General features: G+C 37.9%; 19 protein-coding genes. 1 reads left to right on the top strand and 18 read right to left on the bottom strand.

From position 1 onward, the window contains the following. Window positions 1-12: 12 nt before the first annotated feature. The 4 genes from A6754_RS09845 to A6754_RS09830 form a co-directional block, all read right to left on the bottom strand. On the bottom strand, window positions 13-714 hold the full coding sequence (locus A6754_RS09845; protein WP_066444462.1) for an anthrax toxin lethal factor-related metalloendopeptidase: 702 nt from the start codon (window positions 712-714) through the stop codon (window positions 13-15). Window positions 715-945: 231 nt separating this feature from the next. Continuing rightward, on the bottom strand, window positions 946-1,557 hold the full coding sequence (locus A6754_RS09840; protein WP_066444459.1) for a TerD family protein: 612 nt from the start codon (window positions 1,555-1,557) through the stop codon (window positions 946-948). A 111-nt stretch (window positions 1,558-1,668) separates the two neighbouring features. Beyond that, on the bottom strand, window positions 1,669-2,766 hold the full coding sequence (locus tag A6754_RS09835; protein WP_066444455.1) for a toxic anion resistance protein: 1,098 nt from the start codon (window positions 2,764-2,766) through the stop codon (window positions 1,669-1,671). A gap of 15 nt (window positions 2,767-2,781) precedes the next feature. Next, window positions 2,782-4,413: a YceG family protein gene (locus tag A6754_RS09830; RefSeq protein ID WP_066444453.1), complete on the bottom strand. Its 1,632-nt coding sequence runs from the start codon at window positions 4,411-4,413 to the stop codon at window positions 2,782-2,784. A gap of 252 nt (window positions 4,414-4,665) precedes the next feature. Between A6754_RS09830 and A6754_RS09825 the strand changes: the two genes are divergently transcribed. After that, window positions 4,666-4,923 (top strand): hypothetical protein, encoded by a 258-nt coding sequence (locus tag A6754_RS09825; RefSeq protein WP_066444451.1) that lies wholly within the window; start codon window positions 4,666-4,668, stop codon window positions 4,921-4,923. Here A6754_RS09825 and A6754_RS09820 read toward each other — a convergent pair. The 14 genes from A6754_RS09820 to A6754_RS09755 form a co-directional block, all read right to left on the bottom strand. Further along, on the bottom strand, window positions 4,920-5,726 hold the full coding sequence (locus A6754_RS09820; protein ID WP_257297436.1) for an HAD family hydrolase: 807 nt from the start codon (window positions 5,724-5,726) through the stop codon (window positions 4,920-4,922). The two genes, A6754_RS09825 and A6754_RS09820, sit on opposite strands and share 4 nt — an antisense overlap. Further along, window positions 5,726-6,835, bottom strand: coding sequence for a cysteine protease StiP family protein (locus A6754_RS09815; protein ID WP_066444447.1), 1,110 nt, complete (start codon window positions 6,833-6,835; stop codon window positions 5,726-5,728). Before A6754_RS09815 ends, A6754_RS09820 begins: the two co-directional genes overlap by 1 nt. Next, window positions 6,832-8,196, bottom strand: coding sequence for a phosphoribosyltransferase family protein (locus A6754_RS09810; RefSeq protein ID WP_066444443.1), 1,365 nt, complete (start codon window positions 8,194-8,196; stop codon window positions 6,832-6,834). The genes A6754_RS09815 and A6754_RS09810 overlap by 4 nt, the downstream gene beginning before the upstream one ends. Then, entirely contained in the window at window positions 8,123-9,337 is a 1,215-nt protein-coding gene (locus A6754_RS09805; protein WP_066444440.1) for an HpcH/HpaI aldolase/citrate lyase family protein, read from the bottom strand. Before A6754_RS09805 ends, A6754_RS09810 begins: the two co-directional genes overlap by 74 nt. Window positions 9,338-9,638: 301 nt before the next feature. Next, on the bottom strand, window positions 9,639-10,415 hold the full coding sequence (locus A6754_RS09800; protein ID WP_066444437.1) for a TerC family protein: 777 nt from the start codon (window positions 10,413-10,415) through the stop codon (window positions 9,639-9,641). Window positions 10,416-10,506: 91 nt separating this feature from the next. Next, the gene (locus tag A6754_RS09795; protein ID WP_066444435.1) at window positions 10,507-11,088 is read right to left on the bottom strand and encodes a TerD family protein; all 582 of its coding nucleotides are present in this window, start codon (window positions 11,086-11,088) and stop codon (window positions 10,507-10,509) included. A gap of 108 nt (window positions 11,089-11,196) precedes the next feature. Then, the gene (locus A6754_RS09790; RefSeq protein WP_066444432.1) at window positions 11,197-11,796 is read right to left on the bottom strand and encodes a YpjP family protein; all 600 of its coding nucleotides are present in this window, start codon (window positions 11,794-11,796) and stop codon (window positions 11,197-11,199) included. Window positions 11,797-11,809: 13 nt separating this feature from the next. Beyond that, on the bottom strand, window positions 11,810-13,006 hold the full coding sequence (locus A6754_RS09785; protein ID WP_066451541.1) for an LL-diaminopimelate aminotransferase: 1,197 nt from the start codon (window positions 13,004-13,006) through the stop codon (window positions 11,810-11,812). Between the two features lie 423 nt (window positions 13,007-13,429). Further along, on the bottom strand, window positions 13,430-14,215 hold the full coding sequence (locus tag A6754_RS09780) for a class I SAM-dependent methyltransferase (RefSeq protein WP_066444427.1): 786 nt from the start codon (window positions 14,213-14,215) through the stop codon (window positions 13,430-13,432). Window positions 14,216-14,283: 68 nt separating this feature from the next. Next, window positions 14,284-14,718, bottom strand: a complete 435-nt coding sequence (locus A6754_RS09775; protein ID WP_066444424.1) for a BrxA/BrxB family bacilliredoxin — start codon at window positions 14,716-14,718, stop codon at window positions 14,284-14,286. A gap of 107 nt (window positions 14,719-14,825) precedes the next feature. Then, entirely contained in the window at window positions 14,826-15,950 is a 1,125-nt protein-coding gene (locus A6754_RS09770) for a conserved virulence factor C family protein (RefSeq protein ID WP_066444422.1), read from the bottom strand. An 87-nt stretch (window positions 15,951-16,037) separates the two neighbouring features. Then, window positions 16,038-17,921 carry an ABC-F family ATP-binding cassette domain-containing protein gene (locus A6754_RS09765; protein ID WP_066451539.1) on the bottom strand — a complete coding sequence of 628 codons (1,884 nt, stop codon included), beginning with the start codon at window positions 17,919-17,921 and terminating at the stop codon, window positions 16,038-16,040. Next, window positions 17,902-18,567, bottom strand: coding sequence for an HD domain-containing protein (locus A6754_RS09760; RefSeq protein WP_066444420.1), 666 nt, complete (start codon window positions 18,565-18,567; stop codon window positions 17,902-17,904). Before A6754_RS09760 ends, A6754_RS09765 begins: the two co-directional genes overlap by 20 nt. A 170-nt stretch (window positions 18,568-18,737) precedes the next feature. Next, on the bottom strand, window positions 18,738-19,580 hold the full coding sequence (locus A6754_RS09755) for a DegV family protein (protein ID WP_066444418.1): 843 nt from the start codon (window positions 19,578-19,580) through the stop codon (window positions 18,738-18,740). Between the last annotated feature and the right edge of the window lie 42 nt (window positions 19,581-19,622).

The following is a 19,622-nucleotide window of genomic DNA, read 5'->3' as shown; positions in this document are numbered from 1 at the left end:
TTGTACCGCACCTTATTTGAGGTTGTCTATAAACACAAAAGTGAGTGGAGCTTTTTCCTTTAGCTGTGCTCGATATTCTTCATTTACGAAAAACATGGCAAAGCTTTCAGCAAAATACTCTTCTGGATAATTCAAAAAGTAATCCATTCCGGAGAATAATGTTGCTTTTTCTTTATTCCATATTTCTAGAAAACGAGTATTATAGCGAATTCCATTATACACATGACGATCGATCGAGTGTGCAAGTTCGTGTAATTCTAAATTAACAGAGCCATGTCCCTGCCCTTTTTCACTTGAGCCAATTTTAACAAGTACTGTTTGGCTTCCTCCGATTCCAGGTACCTCATCCCATGTCTTATTACTAGTATAACCGCGTGGAATAATGCCTTGTAAATGGGAAGCAGTGGGGTTATCTGTCAGTTTACCTGAAAAAAGCTTAATATAAATCCCTTCCTTATTTACTTTTGCCAATAATGAGGAAGGAATTCTGTCGACCCGAGAGATGATGGCAGCTGCTTCTTGCTCGTCAAAAAGTCCTTCAGGCAATATAAAGATATCTCCTATTTCTAGAGGAGATGCAAGATTTAAGTATTCTTCAAGGGTGGAACTGGCCGGGTAATCCTTTAAAAAGATCCCGCTCATTTTCGCTTGGGAATTTCCCATTAACGCGAGTGAAGCAAAGAATATGATTGAAAAAATAGTAACCTTCTTCATGTATGTAGTCCCTTCTGCTTAATTCGGAAGTCACTCATAAGGGATGTATCCGCAAGCTAAATAGTTAGAATATACTAAAATTATATCATAGGATTCTATTAAATTGAGAAAAAACAAGGGTGGGAATTAATGCTAATCAATGAGGCATATCAACATAAAAACAGGCCAAGAATGTGAGAGTCCACACCCTTGACCTGTTCAAGAAACAAATGTATTTAACTTGTAAATCAATTAAGAATAAGTTCTTACAACATCAGCTAATCCGGAAGCAGTTGTTCCTGTGCCGACAGCAGCAAATTTCCAGTCAGTACCATGACGATAGATTTCACCCACAACAAGGCTTGTTTTGCCGCTATAATCATCTGTTAAGTTAAAGTGAATCATTTCTTGATTGTTTGAAGAGTTAACAATGCGAATAAACGCGTTTTGAATCATGCCGAAATGCTGTTTGCGCTTTACACAATCATAGATGTTTACAACAAAAACCAGCTTTTGAATAGACGATGGCACTCTTGTTAAATCAATAAGAACCTGCTCATCATCTCCATCTCCATCACCTGTTAAGTTATCTCCAGTATGCTGAACGCTGCCATCCTTGCTCTTCAGGTTGCCAAAATAGATCACATCATTATTGCTTTTGATCTTATCATTTTCTCCAAGCATAATAACAGAAGCATCACAGTCAATATTTGCACTGCCGCCTCCGCCAAATAATGAACCCAGTAAACCGCCGCCTCCGCGGTTTTGCACAGGATCCCAGCCGAGACCAACAAGAATTTTAGATAAACCCGGATTCCCCTTTGTTAAATCTACGCGCTGTCCTTTTTGTAAGTTAATTGCCATAATTTCTCCACCTCATCATTGTTTATATATTTGTCCATTTATAGAAGCTATCTACTAATTTACAGTAAGCTTCATTATTAAGGCCGTGAATCTAATATTAATTGGCCATTGTTAACCTTGGTGTTTCAATTTTTTGAAGTTGTCCTGAAGCTGTTCAAGCTTTTTCGTTCCTTCTTCGCGAAGGCGCTTGTTTTCTTCCTCAATGGATTTGGTTTCCTGCATTCCTTTGATAATAATGTTCCAGGATTCCTCAATTGTTTCGATTTTGATGCTTGGCCCTCCAGCAAGACGGGCAATATCCGCACTTTGAGTTGAAATGTTTTGTGCATTGCGAACAAGCATTTCATTTGTACGGCGATCAAGCTCACTCATTGAATCAGCGACAAGCTTTTGCCTTTTCGCAGCCACAGCCTGGATTAAGCCGTTTTTAAAAATCGGAATCGTGGTCACAAACGCTGAATTAATTTTACCAATTAATTTCGTATTCCCGCGCTGCAGCAGGCGGATTTGCGGAGCCGTCTGCAAAGCAACCATCTTCGCCATTTCAAGGTCATAAACTCTTTGATCCAGCAAATCAACCGCGTTTCTTAATGTATCTAACTGCATGGAAGCCATTTGATCTCCGGCAGAGGCCCGGCTTTCTAACTGAGGAAGCTGATTTTGCTTTAATTCTTCTGACTTCATTTCTCCAGCAACAGCATACTTCTCCAATGTCAGATAATATTGATAGTTTTGTTCATACATTTCATCAAGCGTAGTTGTGGATTGTACCATTTCGTTTTGGTATTTGGAAATTTCAACATATATTTTATCAATTTCCTGACCCATTGTCTGGTATTTTCCAAATAGCTTTTCTACAAGTTTTTCTCCTCTTTTAAAGAGTTTCCCAAAGATGCCGCCAGACGTTTTTTCAAAGTCTTTTTTATCAAACTTGTCCATCACTTTGCCAAGCTGCTTTAATAGCTCTCCTGAGTCCTCTACCTTAGTTGTCCGCATATTGCCGAGAATTTGGTCAGAAAAACGAGAGATTTGTTCTGCCGGTTCTTTACCAAATTCAAGAATTTGAATTTGGTCTCTCTCATCAATCGTACGAACTAAATTTTGGACATCTGGGTCTTGCCTTAATGCTAATTTAATTTCGGAAGCATTTGCTTCTGTTAATTTATCATCTGTATTTGCTTTTACAAGATCAGTAGGCATTGAATTCATCTTTATCCTGCTCCTTTATAGCTTTTTAAACAATTTAGAAATAGTACTTTTAATAATGGAAGGCTCCTTAAACTCTTGATCAAAAACAACATCCTCGAGCCAGTGCACATCATACAAACTTTCATCAATGAAGTTTTCAATGTCATTGTGTCCTGGAGGGTTATAGATCACAACGTCAATCCCAAATTGGTTTAATAGCAGCAGTAATGCTGCATCTGTGCGGACAAGAAAACCATTTACCTCATTATTATACAGTACTACTTTAGGAACATCTTGAGAATAGTCAAATTTTTGAAAAAGTTTCAGCATACTAGGAGGGATCTGCATGCTTTGTGCAAAGAGATACGTTTTTATATCCTCTTCTGATTCATGCGGCTGCGCTTTTAGGGCAGGGACAGCACAAATATTGCGGATAGCTGTCGCAATCCCAGTTTGCAGACCTGCAGGCAGATGTCCATACTTCCAGTAATGAGCTGAAATCATTTTTTCTGGATCCAAAAGACCAGATTTATCGAGTGCATTTCGGAAATGATAGCGAAAATCATTGTTAATGCTATTTGTAAAAGGAAACCTTTTAATAAGAAGTGTATGATCAAGGGACGTTAATTGCTGAAGCCGATCCCAATATTCCTTTCGATTTCTGCTTACTCCTTGAACTTTAGCAAAAATAGATGGAATACTGACTGTCCCGTCCTTCACCTCAAAATTTGGACGGATCATCGCTTTCTCTTTCATTAATAAATACAGCTCATCATACGTAGTCTTAAGCGTAACAGATACCGGTGTATACTCACGAAGCTGCCATGGTTTATAAAAGCCTGAACCTTCATGATTGAGAATGCTCTCAATCTCTCTGGATGCCCGGTAAGCAACGGTAGCACTCCTTCTCCTTTTTTCAGTCGGAAAAGACGCAGGATCTTTTTCATTTGCATATGTTTCTAAGAAAGCAGCTGTTAGCTCACTTGCCAGCGGAGCAAGCGGATCCTTGCCAGCCGGATTGTAAATAACCATGTCACACCCAAGCTTTAACATAAAGTATAGAAAATAATAGTGGCTTTTAACTGTTTCTCCATACCAAAGGATCTTCGGCATACTTATTTCCGGATTGACTTGGATAAGCTGGCTTTCAAGATGATTAAAAGACCATTTAACCAAGTCTACAAGTACTCGCCTTAATTCTGCATTTTTCAACCCATCTTTTTCATTCGCAGTAAATTGCTTAAGCACCTCAATCATTGCCTCGCGTATTTTACGATGAATGGCACCGTTCTCAGATTTAATTAAAAGCTGTTCACCATCTAAAAAGGCAACAAAGCGGTTGACTGATAAATTTTGCTCGTTATTTATATTGATTATCTTTTGAATGGATTGAAAATGATTGTTATCAATTGTTTTATCCAAATGCTCTTCACTAAGTAAGATAAAACGAATATTTTGTTCGTTTACAAGTGAGAAAAGTTCATTGTAATACTCATCTTCATCCATTTTTACACCCAATATTCGAACAACTACCTGGCCAATTTGCAATAAGCCATTGTTCAAATGATAAGATGGCCTGTTATTTGTCTGTTTCTTTAGTGTTTCTAACCAGTTCTCAGCCGCAACGGTTGTGACTATTGGTTGTATTTGATTATATTCGTTATTCATAACTGAACCTTCCCCTCTCCAGAGCGAAAGAAGTAAAATGATTTACATATGTATAACTACATCATATCATATATATTCTTTTAATCTAAATGATTACGTATATATACGAAGTTTCTGAGAAAAAGTTTCAATTTTATATGTTAAAAAAATCTGCTCTACGTATATAGTACAGCAGAAATTCCTGTTAGCTTTCACCCTTTGCCTATGTTCCGCATATGATTTGGTAAATAAGCGAGAAAAAGGTGAAAAGGCATGAGATTGTTCCTTGATACAAAAAAATACACTCGAAACATCCAGCAAATCGATATAGAGATATTAAATAAAGTATTAAGTTCTGGATATTTTGTATTCCTTGATTTAATCTTCTGGTCATTTCTTCTAACCATGCTGACTTTTGAAGCACACGGTTCTATTTTTATCGGATTCATCATCTTTGTGAGTTCATATGTTTTTGGGGTAATTCTCTATAGCTTGCTAACTTTATGGCTGAAGGAGCAGCCAGGGGATTAGATTGGGATATTAACTGTTTTAATCACAGTATCAAGCATCTCTTCCCCTGCCCAAACTCCTTTGTTTTTAGTAATCTTGCAAGAAAGCTCCTTAATTTCAGGACGCTGCACCAGTTCTCCATGATTCGGAACAAGTGCTTCCTGACAATGTCGCAAAAAATCATAATCTAAGATTGAATCACCAGCGCCAATCATATGATCGATCATTTCACGCTCTTGAATGAATTTCAGAGCCTCTCCTTTACAAATCGGATTCGGCATAAAATACAGCTTCTTACCCTGAAGCGAAATTCTCCAGCCATGCTCAAAAGCAAATTTGCTTATTTCTTCTATATTAATCTGATCAGATACTGAATCTAAAATATAATAGAAGAACAAGTTCTCTGCTTTTTTCAGATTCCCTTGTATGGATAAGCAGGATACCTTATCAATCATATCCTGGTATAGTGTACAATCTTGACCAAGTCGAGCTTTTAGCACATCTTTCCACTCCAGCAGTTCCTGCCCTTTGTAATGAATATTAGCTCCATTTGCTGTTACAGCATAATTGACTTTAATATCCTCTGAAAATATAAAAATTCTCTTGTATTGTTCATACGTTCTTGTCGTAACAGGAACAAACATGAGTGAATCTGCCAATTCCTTTAACATAGCAAAAGAACGTCCTGTCATAAATGCAACATCATTTTCATCTTTTCTTTCCACTGGTACAAGATCAGATAGATGATCCTGAGAAAAAGATTGCAAAGCGCGTTTTGAATAAATTAATGTACGATCTAAGTCGGACGCAAACAGATTTATCATTATTGTTCAACCTTCTTAATTAATCCACAGCATGTGTAATCCATGTCACGATATTCAACCATTTCTACTCCTCTTTCTTCAGCAAGCATTTTTATATGGCGAATAAACGGGCTGTTTTGGTCTTTTACAAGAATTTTCCACGGAACACGTCTTAATAATACACGTGTGGTTTCGCCAACACCTGGTTTAACAAAGTGAGAGGAATCAATCCTAAATTCATCTTGAATGCGTTTCACACTGGCCATTCCGCTAAATGTTACATCAGGCTGCTGCTCCACTATTTTCGAAGCTTTTTCATAGGCTTCATTAAATATATGTTCATACTGTGCAGTGATTACAGAAATATAGTCATTTGATACATCTGCACTGCTTAATTCATCATAATATTTCGCCCCATGGAAATCCTCCGGCCCAATATAATGGTCATTAAGAACTGTTCTGCTGACTAAGCCTGATACGGTTGAATTAAGACAAGCACTCGGAATCAAAAAGTCCTCTCTTGTTCCATAAAGAGTTGTACAGTGACCAGGATCAGCTATAACTGCTAAGGTATCATCCAAAGTTATGCCATACTTGGCTTGAAACTGCTGGCAAGACTTTGTCAGTTCAATGGAAATTGCACCTTTTCCTGTCCACCCGTCTACAAACTGAATTTCCTTGTCCGGATGAGTCTTGAGTATATAATGCAAAGCATTTTCATCAATTCCTCTGTCACGAATAATTGAAATACTATAATGCGGAATGTTTAATTGGTATTTTTGTTTTAAATACCTTTTCATAAGGATTCCGACAGGTGTACCCGCTCTTGCAAGGGATACTAATACAACATCTTTTCCCTTTTTCAGATAAACCTGTTCAGTCACAACACCAGTACTTAGAGCAACTTTTCGCTTGTATGTTTCAAGTGTTTCTAAGAACAGGTTCATATAGGAGTCTGGCGGCTGATATTCAATGGGCAGACTTTCGCTATAATGCTGTCCAGACTGTATATTTTTTTCACGCTGCTCGGCAGGTCCTTCGAGCTTGTAATCACTTAAGTCTTTAAGTAAGAATATAACGTCATCAGAATCATAAGAACCGAATTTCTGTTCTTCCTTTACATGCTTCATCTGTCTTCCTCCCCGTTTAAATATACGACTTTTATATCTGGCACAGCTGAACTTAACAATTCAAGAAACGAAAGGAGCTGCTGCTTAGGCACTTCCCTTTCAAAAAATAGAAATATATCATCATAATTTCCTGGTGCTATGTTATAGACATAATTCATAATGCTTTGATCCTGAGGGTTTGGAAACATAAAAGCATTTTTTGCTCCATATCCTTCTTTATAGCATGGGAAAATGGGACTGCGAGTTGTACTGTGATAAAAAACACCTTCCCCCATATACGAAGCCATTTTCATCGGCAGATACATAAATTCACCTGTTCCCAGTACTAATGATCTGCTTCCTGCTCGCAGTGATTCTAAATAAGCACCAATTTCCCGGAATGCAGGAAAATTAGATTTATTGCTGTGAGCTGACAAACCAAATCTTCCAGTTGCCTGCAGATAAGAAGGAGAACTTTTTTCTGCTAAGGAAGCGGAAGGAATGGATTTGAGCCTATTTGGAAGGATGCTTTGTATATTAATAAAATGATAAGTTCCTTCTTGTCTCTCTGTTTCATACTTTGCGGACTCGCCGTCCAGATTTGCGCTGCCATCCACATTAATTGTACCGCTCATTAAACTAACGCAATGGATGCTGATATTCAGCTCTTTTTCCAGCAGTTCAAACTCTTTTTTATGCTCTGCAGTCCGCCAATCCAAAATAGATACAACCGTATACTGGCTACGAGGGAACTGCTGATGAATTGATTTAATGATATTTATGGCTGTCTTCCCAGTCGTAATCTCATCATCCACAAGAATGATTTCTCTATTATTGTCGATCAAATCCTTCTCGATATAAGTTCTATGTGAGGTCGCATGCGAATGCTCTTCTTCAAAATTAATGACCGATTCTTTATTTTCTATTTGTTCTCGTGTTGTGTGAAAATAATCACCTGCAGTGAAAGCATTAAAAAAAGCATGTCCAAGTGCAGTTGCCGTTTCAGCAAAGCCAATAATAACGGGATTCCACTTGCTGCTGACAAATGCATCTTCATCGTAATGCTGCAATGGATTTAAAAAGGCAGATAGAAGAGTATCCGTTTTGCCTGACGTTTCACCTTTAACTTCTAGTAAGAAACGGTCTGCAAGTAAAGCACCACACACTAACCCAGCGGATGGAGAGATCGGAATATGCTTCCCCAGCACCTTACTGACAAATAAAAATGAACGTTTTTTATTTATTCTTGCTGCCATCTCAAATAAATCTTCAGGTTTAAGTGAATATGGATTGTTTGTAATTGTAATATCAATATTTAACTGATTCAGAATGTTTTGCGTGTATGGTTGACTCAAGAATGTCGATGTATGTGTAGTCCTCATGCAGCACCCCGTATATTAATGATTTTTTGATCGTTTTCTCTGCCCAGTAATAGTGAGGTTTTATTTCGTTCATTTTGTTGCTGTATGAACTCTTTAAAACTCCTTTTTGACCATCTGCCTGTTCTAAGATCATTTTTGCATCCAAATATTCTTCGCAGGAGACGGTATTTAGTGCTTGGACCGCTTTAATATGTGTAGGATGAATAATCGTTTTTCCAATAATGCCATTGGATATATCCATTAAAACCTCTCTTATCAACCCATCCATTTGCTGATCAATTAAGTCTGTTCTTAACTCTAACCCTTTTTGACCATAACGCTGGCGAAATGGCGTTTGCCTTAATTGCGGCTTTAGCCTGCGTTCTTTTGAGGAAAAATGCTCCCACACAGGTCCAGATACTAAGTATGGAGAATCTGAACGCGAAAAAACGTTCAGAATATCTGTTATGCAGTCTCTCATTATCGCTATATCGTATATAGTTGTATCTGTATTTCTGCGAATACCAAATAAACCGCAAAAATCAGTTGCACCAATTCTGACATTTAATACATAATCACTAAATTCATCTAGAACAGCTTTAATTTTAAGAAGCTCGTCCAGTCTTGTTTCTTTATAAATGATTTCTCTAGTTTCAAGAATTGGCATCACATACAATTTAAAATTCTCTCTTTGATGAAGCATTTGGATTTCATTAATAATTTCAGTTCCATTTACCGGATTAAATTTTGGAATAACGATACCAGTCAGCAAACTGAGCGCTTGCTCAGCCTGATTGATAAGCCGAAGAAGCTGTTCATAGCTGCGGATACGAATGAAAAGAAGGGGCAGATCATCTTCTTGAATAAACCCTTTTTTCATATCTTCCTGCAGTCTTAAGAGTTCTTCTACAACAAGCTTCTCAGCTCTTTCAACTTCCCAGTCACCAATTGCATCTTCAAGACAAATAACCATAGAAGTCAAACCTGAATGCTTCTTGGACAGCAAATCCTGATGTATATTTGGTCTTGTAGCAGGCATATAAAGAGTTGCACCTAAAGCATATGCCAGCTGATCCTTATCGGACCGCTTATTAAAATCGACAGGCTGCTTATAAAAAATCTTACCCAGCTCCTCATCGTGCAAATCAGAAAATAACCGCATATACTCAACTCCTTATCAGAAAAGTGGAAGCGCCTTGCTCAGCCCCGACAAGCATAAGACAAGCCAGACGGAAGGTCGTTCTTTGACCTTTGGACTGGATTGGCTTATGACCTCGAGGGGCTAGGCGCTGGAACTAGACAACTTAGAAAAGTGGAAGGCGCTCGCCCAGTAACAATTTGTAATTTGTCATTGCCTGTAAATTAATAATCTGCAAAAATGCTAAATTAGCTGTTTTTTTGAAAAAATAGATAAAAAGAAAGGGAGCGGACAAATGTCTGATCCCTTTTTATACTCTAGTTGATTATAATTCTTGTTTGGCTGCTTCTTTTTTCTTATTTCTAAAGTGAATAACAAATGTAATCGCAAATACTAATACAAGTACCATGAAGAAGTAGATATGATCAATATGAACGCCAGCTGCACTTAAGAGCATTTTTGCTGCAATAAGCAAGATCAATACGTATGCACTTGTTTCAACTTCAGGAACTGCATCAATCAGTTTCAGGAATACTCCTGCAACTCCACGCATCATGATGATTCCAAGCATACCGCCTAGAAGTAGTACCCAAATCTCTTGGCTGACACCAAGAGCAGCTAAAATACTATCAATCGAGAATGCAATATCCATTAACTCAACGGAGATTACTGTACCCCAGAAAGTACCAAATAATCGTATTAAAAGGCCGCGCTGGTTAATTCCTTCAAGTGCCTCGTCATCTTCTGCTTCCTGGGCTTTCTTCTTATCAATAAAGTATTTGATAGCAAGCCAAGCAAGATAGGCCGCACCAAGCACTTTAATCCACCAGAATTCAATTAAGAATACACCTACACCAATCGCTAGGAAACGGAAGAAATAGGCACCTAATAGACCATAAAATAGCGCCTTTTTACGCTGATCTGGCGGTAAATGTTTAACCATTACAGCTAACACTAAAGCATTATCAGCTGAAAGAAGACCTTCCAGGATAACTAGTGTTCCAATTAACAGCCAATTGTCAGGCTGCGATAAAGCTTCTACCCACATGTCCCAATTGAATAGCTGAGAGTAGGTATGTAAAATTCCATCAATAATTTCCATTAAGCTCATTTCCCCCTGAATAGTAAATGTATATTTCATTAGAAAGACTCGGGCTATGCCGAGCCTTTTCCTTTTTTTATCTTAAAGACTATTAACCAATCTGTAAACCAAAATCTTTTGCCAATGCAGCTAATCCGCCTTGATATCCGCTGCCGTTTGCGCTGAACTTCCACTCCCCATTATGGCGGTATAGTTCACCAACTACAACAGCTGTTTCAATCGAGAAGTCTTCTCCCAAATCATAACGAATTAGTTCTTCTCCTGAATCTTCACTGACAATGCGGACATAAGAATTTGAAACTTGTCCGAAGTTTTGGTTTCTGGATTCACCATCATGGATGGTAATGGTAAATGAGATTTTTGATACACTTTGCGGAACAGCAGATAAATCAACTTTTACTTGTTCATCATCTCCGTCACCTTCGCCAGTACGGTTATCGCCTGTATGTACAACGGATCCATTTCCGCCAGTTGTGTTGTTGTAGAAGACAAAATCGCTATCAGATGCTACCTTGCCAGTATCTGCTAATAAGAATACGGATGAATCAAGATCAAAATCATGACCTCCATCGTACTTGTTAACATCCCATCCTAAACCAACAATTACTTTTGATAGACCAGGATTTGTTTTCGTTAGATCAACCTTTTGTCCTTTTGATAAACTAACAGCCATATTTGTTAAACCTCCATTTTTTTAATTCTCATTTCTTACGTACTAAGTACATAAATAGTTTCGAAAATACACTTATATTTTTTCACATATTTCATTTTTTTTCAATTTTTAACTCATCCACTTTGGAGGCGTATTTTTATCCCAGTAAATCGCGCCTAATTCATGATGCTTTTGAAAGTCGTCATGATAGGTGTGGAAATGAAAATTAAACCAATAGCCCTGCTGTGGAGGATGATCTTTTCTTACATGAAAACGAATGACATCCTTTTTGGTTTCATCATTCAAAATATGGAAAATCTTTTCAGAATTGCCTCCCGCTGGAGACTCTGTAATACTTAATTTTTTCAGATCTTCCTCTGGATATTGCTCAGCAATTTCAGCTATTGCTGCTTCAATATTAGGCAAAATACAAACATTGAATTCATCTTCAATAACAGGTTTGATTTTGGTACCAAATTTTTCATATGATTGGTATTCAGCTTCTTTAACCATTTGCTTTATAAACTCCTCCCTGCCATCTAAAAAAGAAACTTCATCATCATTCTGTGAATAATCTTCTTCTGTTTGCAGAAATTCAATATGGTCCTTTTTAGGCGAGCGATCCTGATATGAACTATCGTATAGTAAAGCTGCCTGTGAAGGGGTAACGACCCCAAAGGTAAAAAGAGTAACAAGAATGATAAATGAATTGCGAAGCCATTTTGACATACCTGAAACCTCCTTAACTATTACTGCCTGCTGTCCAGGCATGTGGTGTGATCATCCTGCTGTTTTTGATTTGCATAATGGCTTTATCTAAAATTTCTTCCGGCTGCACCATTGCCATTCTGATAAAGCCTTCTCCATACTCTCCAAAAGCACTTCCTGGTGTGACTACCACATGTGCTTTTTCAAGTAGCTCAAAAGCAAATTCCATTGATGTGTAATTCTTCGGAATTTCTGCCCAAATAAACATTGACCCTTGCGGCGGATCTATATGCCAGCCAATATCAGCAAATCCTGATAGTAAGTAATCTCTTCTTTTTTGCAAATTGCTTCTCATTTCATCTAAAAAGGAAGATTGATCCATAAGTGCTTTTGCTGCGGCCATTTGGAAAGGATGAAAGACACCATAATCCAAATTTGATTTTAGGCTGCCAAGCAGGCCGATTACTTCCTCGTTTCCAGCTGCATATGCAACACGGCAACCTGCCATGCTAAAACTCTTAGATAGGGAGTTCATCTCAATCCCTACATCCATTCCGCCTTCAATCGATAATAAGCTGATCGGCTTGGTTTCAAAATAAAGTTCTGAATAGGCAAAATCATGAAGCAGAACGATATTATATTTCTTTGCAAATGCAATTGCTTCCTTAAAAAATTCCTCTGTCGCCAAAACGGGGACTGGGTTTCCCGGGTAGCTGATAATCATTAATTTTGCTTTTTCGGATACTTCATCAGGTATGAGTGACAAATCAGGCAAGAAGCCATTCTCTTTTTTTAATGGCATAGGATATTTTACAGCACCGGCCAAATTACAGCCTGCTTCGTATGCCGTATAACCCGGATCTGGTACGAGCACATAATCGCCAGGATCACAAAGAACAAGCGGCAAATGAACAAGGCCATCTTGTGAACCCATCAGCAGCGCCACTTGAGTATCATGATTTATTTTCACATCATAATTTCTCAGATAATTGTCTGCTACAGACTTATGAAATTGGTCTGTTCCTTTTAATGTATATTGATACATCGTTGGATCTTTTGCCAAATCTGAGATCATCTCTGTTATAAATGAAGGTGGAGGCGTATCAGGACTGCCGATGCTTAAGTCAATCATATCTGCACCTTCAGAAAGTTTTGAATTTTTACGTTTTGAAAGTTCTGAAAATATACTTTGCTGAAAAGAATTCATTCGCTGTGATTTAATTATATCCATCATTTTGTTCCTCACTAACCTTAAATCTATAAAAATTAATATTATTGGAATCTGGAACTTCTTTTTATGTATCATTAAATGACTCTCATTTAATTTATACTATTTTATCATAATAATAGGGAATATAGATGAAAAAACGTCTTAAAATTAGCGATAATTTTTTGATTTCATTAATAAACATGGTTATAGCTATTTTAATAAGGGAATAATGAATAAACAAAACGGAAAGTGAAGAGGAGGACTTCTTATGGATATGAGTGTAGTGCTTATTGGTGTTATCTTTGTTATGATTGCCTATTTTATTTACCTTGCTATCGCAGATTAGATTAAAATCAGCTTAGTTGCTTTATGCTGTTCATTAATAAAATCAGATACTAATAAAGGATTGACTTGGAAAGAAGTATTCCCCGAGTCAATCCTTTATTAGTTATTGCTTTCTTTTAATTTAATTCCATAGTGAAATTTTGCGCTTTTTCTTTTGATTACTTCAAAGTTGTAATTTATAAATTTTTCACTGCGAAAATGATCCTTTAAAACTACACGATCTTTTGCAACTCTGATCGCTTCATTAATCAATTCAGAAGTAAATGGTTCATATACGGCGAAATTCTTTAATGTTTTAATGCCTTCTGAAGCATCAATGCTTTCCTCAAACATGGGATCAAAATATACACAATCGAAACGGTTATCAGGGAGGTTTTTTAGAACATTTAATGCATATCCCTGCCTGACAGTAATCCTCTTCATGGCTTCATCCATTTCTGCAACGCCAGAACTCCAGGTTCGCAAACCATTCTTTACAATATAAGCAATAAAAGGATTTGCTTCAATCCCTGCCACTTCCCCAGTTGAACCAACCGCATAACTAGCCATTATGCTGTCACCGGCTAATCCTAAAGTACAATCTAAAAATGAGTTTCCTTCAGACAGATTACACGCTGTAAGAAAAGGATCATGTTCATCTCTGATGATTCTTTTCATTCTAAACATCGCTGAATTAGGATGGAAAAAGAAGGGTTCTCTTTCACCTTTTAGGTAAAGTTCCAGTCTTTCTTTGCCAAATACGATGCAATCACTATTTTCCTGTTCTTGTATGCTCTGAATCGATCTCTTTTTTCTGTAAACAAATCGAATTCCCAATTGTTCTGCAGCTTGTCTCGCTTGCTGAATGTTTTGTTCATCTGGTCTACCACATGTTGTTAATAACATAATATTCACCTGCTCAGTTTAATACGAGAAAAAGGATGCCAACTGAGGACATCCTTTTTTAATATAAATTAAAGCTTTTCGTCAAATGCAGTCAGGAGATTTTCCATAATGGTTTCCATTGCATGGTCTTCAATATCATGACGGTGAATAAAATGAACTACTTCTCCGCCTTTGATTAATGCCATCGATGGAGAAGAAGGCGGAATTTCACCAAAAAACTCTCTCATTTGGGCAGTCGCTTCTTTATCCTGACCAGCAAATACAGTCACTAAACGATCTGGTTTCTTTTCTGTATTGATTACAGCTTGTGTAGCAGCAGGTCTAGCCAATCCTGCCGCACATCCGCATACAGAATTCACAACTACTAATGCTGATTCATTATTTTGACTCATAAATTCATTGACATCTTCTGCCGTTAATAGTTCTTCAAATCCTGCTCTGACTAATTCCTCACGCATTGGTTTTACCATTTGCTTCATATATTCTTCATAGGCCATTGACATATTTGTAATGCCTCCTTTTTAAAATTGCAATTCATTTTACTATATAATCTATTTAATGTGCAATGTGGTGAATGAGACTAGACTATTGCTTCTTAAGATCATATTATTTAAGATTTCCTTGACTCTGTCATCTGCTTCCAAACAGATCCTTTAGCTTCTTCGCCCATTTCGATTCTCTCAATGGCAAGCTTGATCTGCAGACTCACTTCAAATTCAGGGTCGTTTTCCGCATCTTTCAAAGCCGGCAGCGCTTGTTCATCGCCTACTTCATATAAAAACATAGCGGCACGCCAGCGGACAAGTTTGCTGCTGTCTTTTAATGCTTCCATCATGGCTGGTGCTGCTTGTTCAAAACCTAAATCTGATAGACAATCTCCTGCTGTTCTTCTGACCGTGACGGTTTTATCGTTTAAGGCTTTATAAAGAAGAGGAAGTACTTGCTGATCTTCAATCATGCCCAAATATACGGTTGCCAATCTGCGGATAGATGCTTTTTCGTCTGTTAATGCTTTTTCAAGTACAGGCAAGTCATTTAATTCAGGATCGTCCATTTGCTCCAGCTTTTGATAGCGTACACGCCAATCCGGATCATTTAGATCCTCCAGCGTAACCTTGCCTTTTTCCTTCTGCTTCAGCTGTTCCTGCTGATCTGGATTATTGGCGATTTCCACTAGAATATCTAATCTTTTCTGAGGATAAGCGGCTAAAAGCTCTTCTACTACTTCTTTTCCAATCGCGTCAAATTCACCATATCTAACGCCTAATTCTTTCCACTTACGTACTACTACAACATTATCGTCTGGACTTTGTGCTTGTCCAACAGCCTGAACAAATGCTTCTGGCAGACCATATCTCTTCTCTTCTGTCCCATTCGTTAATTTCACTTGCATGGGAATGCCTTTATAAACTTGCACTAAAGCGTTTATCTCACCGTAATGCTCATCGATACGCTGCTCATTTTGATTTGCTTCTGTTTCTTCTCCAAAACAGGCTCTAACCTGCTGAAGAAGCTCCTGCCAGTCAAATTTGGCATTTCGTTCAACTGCTAAGAAGTCGGCAACATGATATACACCTTTGATTCCCTGTATCTCCAGGATTTGCTTAATCACATCGGGAGCACCTTCACTTTGATCCTTTTTGTAATTATGGCTTTTTCCCATTGGCAGTTCTTCATGAAGTATGACTTTCATTGTGTTCGGACTCGGTGTTGGTTCAATCGCTTTTATCTTCAAAAGTATCACCCTTTATCACTTGATCTGCATGTAGACTTATTTTATCACAGCAAATCTTCTGAGTTCATACAGAATGCTTACGTTCATTTATTGATCAGCTATCTCAGACAAATAACTCCATCGTTCAATTAAATATTCAAGCTGCTGATTTAACTCATCACTTTCCTGTGTTAAGGACTGGGCCTTTTCAAAATCACTTCCCGTCTTGGAAAGTTCTGCTGCTATTTCTTCTATACGCGCTTCTGCGGCCTCAATTTTACTGTCAATTTCTTCCCATTCTTTCGTTTCCTTAAATGTCATCTTCTTTTTCTTTGGCTTTTCCTGTTGTTGTTTTGGTTTCTCTGAATCTGATTTTTCTTTTACAGGCTGTTTCTGATTTTCTTTTTCCAAGTAATCGCTATAATTTCCGTAGATTGATTCAATAACCCCATTGCCTCGAAGGACAATAAGCTGTTCTGCCACTTTATCAAGAAAATACCGATCATGGGAAACAGTAATGACCACTCCTGAAAAATCATCGAGATAATCCTCTAGCACCGTTAATGTTTGAGTGTCCAAGTTATTTGTAGGCTCATCCAGCAGAAGGACATTGGGTTCTGACATCAGGATCTTTAATAAATACAGCCTTCTTTTCTCACCGCCAGAGAGCTTTCGAATAGGCGTGCCATGCGAATATGGAGGAAAAAGGAATCGTTCAAGCATCTGTGCAGCAGAGATTGTTTTGCCATCAGATGTTTCAACAACTTGAGCAGTTTCCTTCAAATATTCAATCATGCGTTTATTTTCGTCCATATCTTCACTTTCTTGCGTGTAATAGGCAATTTTTACGGTTTGCCCAACCTGAACTTCTCCCGTATCAGGTGCGATATTACCGGCAAGCATATTTAGGAAAGTTGATTTTCCAGTTCCGTTTCTGCCGATGATGCCAATCCGATCACCAGGTTTAATAAGAAGATCATAGGAATTCATAATCGTCTTTTCACCGTATGTTTTGGTCACATTTTTAAACTCAAATACTTGTTTTCCAAGCCTGCTTCCCTGCAGCGACATATCAAGCCTTTCATTTGCTTTTACAGAGGATAACTCGTCGTCCAGCTTATCAAATCGCTGAATTCTGGCCTTTTGTTTAGTTGTTCGAGCTTTTGCACCTCGTCTAATCCACTCAAGTTCACGGCGATACAAATTATTCTGCTTTTCAATGACTGCCTGCTCATTTTCCTCACGCAAAGCCTTTGCTTCTAAAAAGGCTGCATAATTGCCTTTATAGGCATATAATTTACCGCCCTCTAATTCAAACATCCGATTGGTTACAGCATCTAAGAAATAACGATCATGCGTAACAATTAATAAGGCTCCCTGATATTTGCTTAAATAATCTTCAAGCCATTTAACAGACTCATAATCAAGATGGTTTGTCGGCTCATCAAGAATAAGCAAATCAGGTGATTGAATTAAGACCTGAGCGAGTGCAACGCGTTTCTTTAACCCGCCTGAAAGCTCTCCGACTGCCTTATTAAAATCTTCTATTCCGAGTTTAGTTAGTACAGTTTTAGCATTTGTACTCGTTTCCCAGGCATTCAAAGCATCCATTTGCTTCTGCTGCTGAAACAGTCTTTCCTGAACGTTCTGGTCTTCTGGATTCTCATTTAACTTCAGCAGTGTCTCTTCATATTCTCTTAACAGCTTCAAAACAGGAGCATCTCCCGCAAAGACTTGCTCCAAAACAGATAAGTCAGGATTTAAATCTGGTTCCTGAGGCAAATAAGCAATTGAATAATCTTTTGGCGCTGTTATATGACCGGAATCAGGCAAGTCAACACCTGCAACAATCTTCAAAAGTGAGGATTTCCCAGTACCATTTACTCCGATCAAACCTGCTCGATCTTTTTCGGCAATTGTAAAATCAATGCCGCTGAACAAGTCTTTTTCACCATATGATTTATATATATTTTCAAGAGAAATCATTTTCATAATAACCATTCCATTCGTTAAAAAATTGCTGTAAAAAAGTCTCCATAAAATGATGGCGATCATCTGCTATTTTTATGGCTGATTGTGTGTTTAGCCTTTCTTTTAGCTTTAAAAGTTTTTCGTAAAAATGGTTAATGGAGGATGATTTTCCCTGCCGATACTCCTCCACAGTCATTTCATTTCTAACTGTTAAAGCTGGATCATAAATTGGCAGATTTTTAGATCCTCCATATGCAAAGGTTCTTGCTATTCCAACAGCACCCAAAGCATCCAACCGATCTGCATCTTGTACAATCTTTGCCTCTATAGTCAAAGTACGATGATTATTTCCGCCTTTATAAGAAATGCCTGCAATAACATTGATAATCTCCTCTGAAGTTTCAGAAGGCAAAGAAAGTTCTTGTAAAAAGCTGTTCAGCTTTTTTTCTCCTGCTTCTTTTGATTTGTTCAGTTTTTCATCTGCCACGTCATGCAGAAGCGCAGACATTTCTATTATAAACAAATCTCCAAGCTTTTCTTGTTTATGTATATATTTCGCCGTATCCCGGACTCTGTTTACATGATACCAATCATGCCCCGTGCAGTCTTCCTGCATGACTTGCTGCACAAAAAGCTCCGTTTTTTCTATGATTTCTCTTTGATCCACTTGTGCCCCTCCTCATCCTGCTATAATACATATTATCATATAAATAAAAGAAGCCTAACTATGTGAAAAGCAAAAAAGCCGAACCATTAGACAGCGTATTATTAACAGCTGCTAAAATTGTTCGGTTTCAGAATATGATTGTCATTATTAAAATTTTAGCTTCTATATGTTTATTGCTTGTTAAACCAGCTAATTCCCAGTGTATCTTCGCCTGCATGAAGGCCAACTGCTGCTCCCAATGGGTAACAATTCAGCACAAGACCGGGGATTTCCATTTCGATTGTCCTTTTCCATTCTTCTGCTATTTCCCTGTGCAATCCATAAAGGATAAATGCTTCTTTCAGTTCATGCTGTTCATATGCTGACTTTAAATAATTTATCATTTTTTCTTGTGCTTTTTTCTTACTTCTCACCTTTTCTTTCGTGTTTAATTGACCCTGTTCCAGCGAGATGATTGGGGTAATTTGAAGCACGCTCCCTAGGAAAAATTGCAGGCCATTCATCCGTCCACTTCTATGAAGCTGTTCCAAGCTTCCTATTAATACATATAATTCATTCTCGTGTTTTAATGATTCCAGTTTTGTTGTAATCTGCTCTGGCTGCAATTCTTGCTCAGCAAGCTGCATTCCTTTTTTCACCAACCACGTAAGCGGATATGATATCAGCCCAGAATCAATTGTGTAAACAGGAATCTTCACAAGTTCTGCCGCCTGTTTACAGGAAGAAACGGTCCCGCTCAATTTTTCAGAGAGATGTACAGCAATGATGGCATCATATGTCTCCCCCAGCTTTTCAAACAACTGCTGAAACGTTCCGATAGAAGGCTGAGAGGTTTTAGGTACTGCTTTTATACTTTTTAACGTTTCATAAAGAGCTGCCGGTGTAAGGTCCACTCCATCAATATATTCTTGCTCGTCCAGCAGGATCGTAATTGGAACAATATACACATCCGGATGGTTTTGCATTACGTCATCCATTGCAGCTGTACTGTCTGTTACCCACGCAATTTTCATTTCGATCTTCTGCCCCCTTTTTCCATAATATATGTACAAGCA

The organism is Cytobacillus gottheilii (assembly GCF_001636345.1).
Classification (GTDB): Bacteria; Bacillota; Bacilli; order Bacillales; family Cytobacillaceae; genus Cytobacillus; species Cytobacillus gottheilii.
The sequence above is the reverse complement of the archived record's forward strand: the minus strand, read 5'-3'. Positions and strand labels throughout refer to the sequence as shown.

Bases quoted from the DNA above. Each gene is read 5' to 3' on its own strand.
- A6754_RS09845 (WP_066444462.1), bottom strand. From the start codon at position 714: ATGAAGAAGGTTACTATTTTTTCAATCATATTCTTTGCTTCACTCGCG.
- A6754_RS09840 (WP_066444459.1), bottom strand. From the start codon at position 1,557: ATGGCAATTAACTTACAAAAAGGACAGCGCGTAGATTTAACAAAGGGG.
- A6754_RS09835 (WP_066444455.1), bottom strand. From the start codon at position 2,766: ATGAATTCAATGCCTACTGATCTTGTAAAAGCAAATACAGATGATAAA.
- A6754_RS09830 (WP_066444453.1), bottom strand. From the start codon at position 4,413: ATGAATAACGAATATAATCAAATACAACCAATAGTCACAACCGTTGCG.
- A6754_RS09825 (WP_066444451.1), top strand. From the start codon at position 4,666: ATGAGATTGTTCCTTGATACAAAAAAATACACTCGAAACATCCAGCAA.
- A6754_RS09820 (WP_257297436.1), bottom strand. From the start codon at position 5,726: ATGATAAATCTGTTTGCGTCCGACTTAGATCGTACATTAATTTATTCA.
- A6754_RS09815 (WP_066444447.1), bottom strand. From the start codon at position 6,835: ATGAAGCATGTAAAGGAAGAACAGAAATTCGGTTCTTATGATTCTGAT.
- A6754_RS09810 (WP_066444443.1), bottom strand. From the start codon at position 8,196: ATGAGGACTACACATACATCGACATTCTTGAGTCAACCATACACGCAA.
- A6754_RS09805 (WP_066444440.1), bottom strand. From the start codon at position 9,337: ATGCGGTTATTTTCTGATTTGCACGATGAGGAGCTGGGTAAGATTTTT.
- A6754_RS09800 (WP_066444437.1), bottom strand. From the start codon at position 10,415: ATGGAAATTATTGATGGAATTTTACATACCTACTCTCAGCTATTCAAT.
- A6754_RS09795 (WP_066444435.1), bottom strand. From the start codon at position 11,088: ATGGCTGTTAGTTTATCAAAAGGACAAAAGGTTGATCTAACGAAAACA.
- A6754_RS09790 (WP_066444432.1), bottom strand. From the start codon at position 11,796: ATGTCAAAATGGCTTCGCAATTCATTTATCATTCTTGTTACTCTTTTT.
- A6754_RS09785 (WP_066451541.1), bottom strand. From the start codon at position 13,006: ATGGATATAATTAAATCACAGCGAATGAATTCTTTTCAGCAAAGTATA.
- A6754_RS09780 (WP_066444427.1), bottom strand. From the start codon at position 14,215: ATGTTATTAACAACATGTGGTAGACCAGATGAACAAAACATTCAGCAA.
- A6754_RS09775 (WP_066444424.1), bottom strand. From the start codon at position 14,718: ATGTCAATGGCCTATGAAGAATATATGAAGCAAATGGTAAAACCAATG.
- A6754_RS09765 (WP_066451539.1), bottom strand. From the start codon at position 17,921: ATGAAAATGATTTCTCTTGAAAATATATATAAATCATATGGTGAAAAA.
- A6754_RS09755 (WP_066444418.1), bottom strand. From the start codon at position 19,580: ATGAAAATTGCGTGGGTAACAGACAGTACAGCTGCAATGGATGACGTA.